Consider the following 3,650-nt stretch of genomic DNA (forward strand, 5'->3'; position numbering starts at 1 on the left):
CTCGACTGGCAGGCGTACTACACCGGCACCGGCGCCCGCCGCGTCGACCTGCCCACCTACGCATTCCAGCACCAGCGCTACTGGCTCTCGCCCGGGTCGCGGGCCGGGGACGTGACCGTTGCCGGGCTGGAGGCGGCCGGGCATCCGCTGCTGGGTGCGGCGACACCGGTTGCCGGCAGTGACGCGCATTTGTTCACCGGCAGGCTGTCGCTCCACACGCACCCATGGCTGAACGAATACGCGATCGCCGGGAAGGCGGTGTTGCCCGGTGCCGCGTTCGTCGAACTCGCCCTGCGTGCAGGCGACGAGGTCGGGTACGAGCACCTTGTCGAGCTGACGATGCACCAGCCGCTGGTCGTGCCGGCTCGCGGCGCCGTGCGGTTCCAGGTCGTGCTCGAAGCCGCCGACGAGGCCGGGCGGCGCACCTTCACCGTCTCCTCGCAGGCAGGCCGGCCCGACGAGGACTCGTCGTGGATCCGCCACGCCACCGGCGTACTGGATGTCGCCGCTCCGGAGCCGGAGTTCAGTCTCGCCGAGTGGCCACCGGCCGATGCGCAACGCGTCGAAGCCGGGTCCATCTACGACGAGTTGGAGGCGGCCGGGGTCGAGTGCGGGCCGTTGTTCCGGGGGCTGCGGGAGGTCTGGCGTCGCGGGGACGAGGTCTTCGCCGAGGCGCGACTGCCCGAGGACACGGACGCGCGCGGCTTCTCGCTCCATCCCGCACTGCTGGAAGCGGCCGCCCAGTTGGCGTCCGTCTCCGAGCCCGAGTCCGCTCTCGTACCGGCTTCCTGGCACGGCGTGGCGCTCCACGCGGTGGACGTGACCGCCGTACGGGTGCGGCTCACGCCGGCCGACAACGAGGGCACACTCACGCTGGAGGTCGCCGACGCCACCGGTGCTCCGGTGGCCCGCGTCGAGGGCCTGAGCCTGCGGTCGCCGGCGCAAGCCCTCACGGACGGCACCGGCCGTGCTGCGGCGGCCCCCCTCTACGCGCTCGACTGGACAGAGGTCGTCGAAGCGGACGGCCCGGCCGGGCGGGCGACCGAACCCGCCGACGTCGCCGCCCTCGGAGAGAACCCGGTCACGCTGTACGCCGGATCCACGCGGCCCCTGCCTCCGTCCCGTCGCTTCGATGACCTGAGCGCGCTGGTGAGCGCCACCGGCACCGGAACCCCCGTCCCTGCCACCGTCCTCGTACCCTGCCCGTCCACGCCCTCGGGTGGCCCCCGCCCGCAGACGGCAGCGGACGCGCACGAACTCACGCGGTGGGCCCTCGCCCTGGCACAGGAGTGGCTGGCGGACGACCGGTTCGCCGGTTCGCGCCTGGTCTTCGTCACCCGTGGCGCGGTGGCCGTGGCCGGTGGTGAGGACGTGACCGATGTCGCCGCCGCCGCGGTGTGGGGCCTCGTGCGCTCCGCAGAGACGGAGAACCCCGGACGGTTCGGCCTGATCGACCTGGACGCCACGGACCCGGCAACCTCCCCTGCCGTACCCCGTGCGGCGCTGACGTGCGCGGAGCCGGAACTCGCCGTACGCGCTGCCGGCACCGGCAGCACACTGCTCGCACCGCGACTGATCCGCACCGTCGAAGCCACACAAGCTGCCGAGACCGCCGGGGCCGCCGGGGCCACCGAGGTCGTCGAGGCCCCCGAAGCCGCCGCGCGGCAGACGCGCCCGCTCGACCCTCATGGCACCGTCCTCATCACCGGCGGCACCGGCACCCTCGGTGCGGTCTGCGCACGGCACCTGGTGAGGGAACACGGCGTACGCCATCTGCTGCTCGCCGGCCGCCGTGGCAGCGCCGCCGCCGGAGTCACCGAGCTGGTGGCGGAGTTGGCGGAACTCGGCGCCGACGTGAAGGTCGCCGCCTGCGACGCGTCCGACCGCGAGGCGCTGGCCACCCTCCTGGCCTCCGTACCCGAGGAACATCCGCTGACCGCCGTGGTGCACACCGCCGGCGTGCTCGACGACGGCGTGCTGCCGGCGCTGACTCCCGACCGCCTCGACGGAGTACTGCGCCCCAAGGCGGACGCGGCCTGGCATCTCCACGAACTCACAAGCGAGTTGGACCTGTCGGCGTTCGTCCTGTTCTCCGCCGCCGCCGGTGTCCTCGGCAGCGCCGGGCAGGCCAACTACGCCGCCGCGAACGCGTTCCTCGACGCCCTCGCCCAGCACCGGGCGGCCCAAGGTCTGCCCGCCACCTCCCTGGCCTGGGGCCTGTGGGCCGAGGCCAGTGGCATCACCGGTGGCCTGGACGAAACCGACCTGCGCCGCATGGCGCGGGCCGGCATGGGCTCGCTGTCCTCGGCGGAGGGCATGGAGCTGTTCGACAGCGCACTGCGCGCGGACCGGGCCCTCCTCGTCCCCGCCCGCCTCGAACTCACCGCGATACGCGAGGCGGCGACCACCACCGGATCCGTGCCACCGCTGTTCCGCGCGCTGGTCCGCGCACCCCGGCGGCGAAGCGCGGGCACCACGGCCGACAGCCGGTCGGCACTGGCCGGCAGGCTGCGCGGACTGCCGCACGCCGATCAGGAGCGGGCCCTGCTCGACCTCGTACGCACACAGGTCGCGGCCGTGCTCGGCCACGCCGGGCCCCAAGCCGTCGACCCGGAGAAGGCGTTCAAGGATGCCGGCTTCGACTCGCTGACCGCCGTGGACCTGCGTAACCGGCTGAACGCTGCGACCGGTCTCCGCCTGCCGACCACGCTCGTCTTCGACTACCCCAACTCCACCGCGCTCGCCCGGTACTTGCGCGACACATTCCTCGGCGCCCTCCCCGGCACCGAGCGGGCCCAGGACACCGGAGCCCCCGCCGCTTCCGCTGACGCCGCAGCTGCCGCTGCCGCGCGGGCCGCGCTCGGCGACGATCCCGTCGCGATCGTGGCCATGAGCTGCCGCTACCCCGGCGGTGTGACAACGCCCGAAGAACTGTGGCAACTGCTCGAGTCGGCCGGCGACGCGATCACCGGCTTCCCCGGCAACCGCGGCTGGGAGACCGCGCCCGGTCTCGAAGAGCCATACGGCGGCGGCTTCCTGCACGACGCGGACCGGTTCGACGCCGCGTTCTTCGGGATCTCGCCCCGCGAGGCCCTCGCCATGGACCCGCAGCAGCGACTGCTCCTGGAGACCTCCTGGGAGGCCTTCGAACGTGCCGGAATCGCCCCGGCCACGCTGCGCGGCACCCGCGCCGGCGTGTTCGTCGGCGCCGCCTACAGCGGTTACGACGTCGGGCTCGACGACATGGCGGACGCCGTCTCCGGCCATGTGATGACGGGCAACGCGAGCAGCGTCATCTCCGGCCGGGTCGCCTACGCGCTCGGCCTCGAAGGCCCCGCCGTCACCGTGGACACGGCCTGCTCCTCGTCCCTTGTCGCCCTTCACTGGGCCATCCAGGCGCTCCGTGACGGCGAGTGCGATCTCGCGCTGGCGGGCGGTGTGACGGTGATGTCGACGCCCGGTACTTTCACGGAGTTCAGCCGTCAGGGCGGCCTGTCGGCGGACGGCCGCTGCAAGGCCTTCGCGGCGGCCGCCGACGGCACGGGCTGGGGCGAGGGTGTGGGCATGCTGCTGGTGGAGCGGCTGTCGGACGCCCGGCGCAAGGGCCACCCGGTGCTCGCCGTCGTACGGGGGAGCGCCATCAATCAGGA

General features: G+C 73.5%; 1 protein-coding gene. It reads left to right on the forward strand.

What is annotated here, in order from left to right:
• The coding region (locus IE249_RS35170; RefSeq protein ID WP_189711536.1) for a type I polyketide synthase at positions 1–3,650 on the forward strand (3,650 nt) is incomplete at both ends.

This window comes from Streptomyces anandii JCM 4720, from assembly GCF_014650655.1.
Classification (GTDB): domain Bacteria; phylum Actinomycetota; class Actinomycetes; order Streptomycetales; family Streptomycetaceae; genus Streptomyces; species Streptomyces anandii.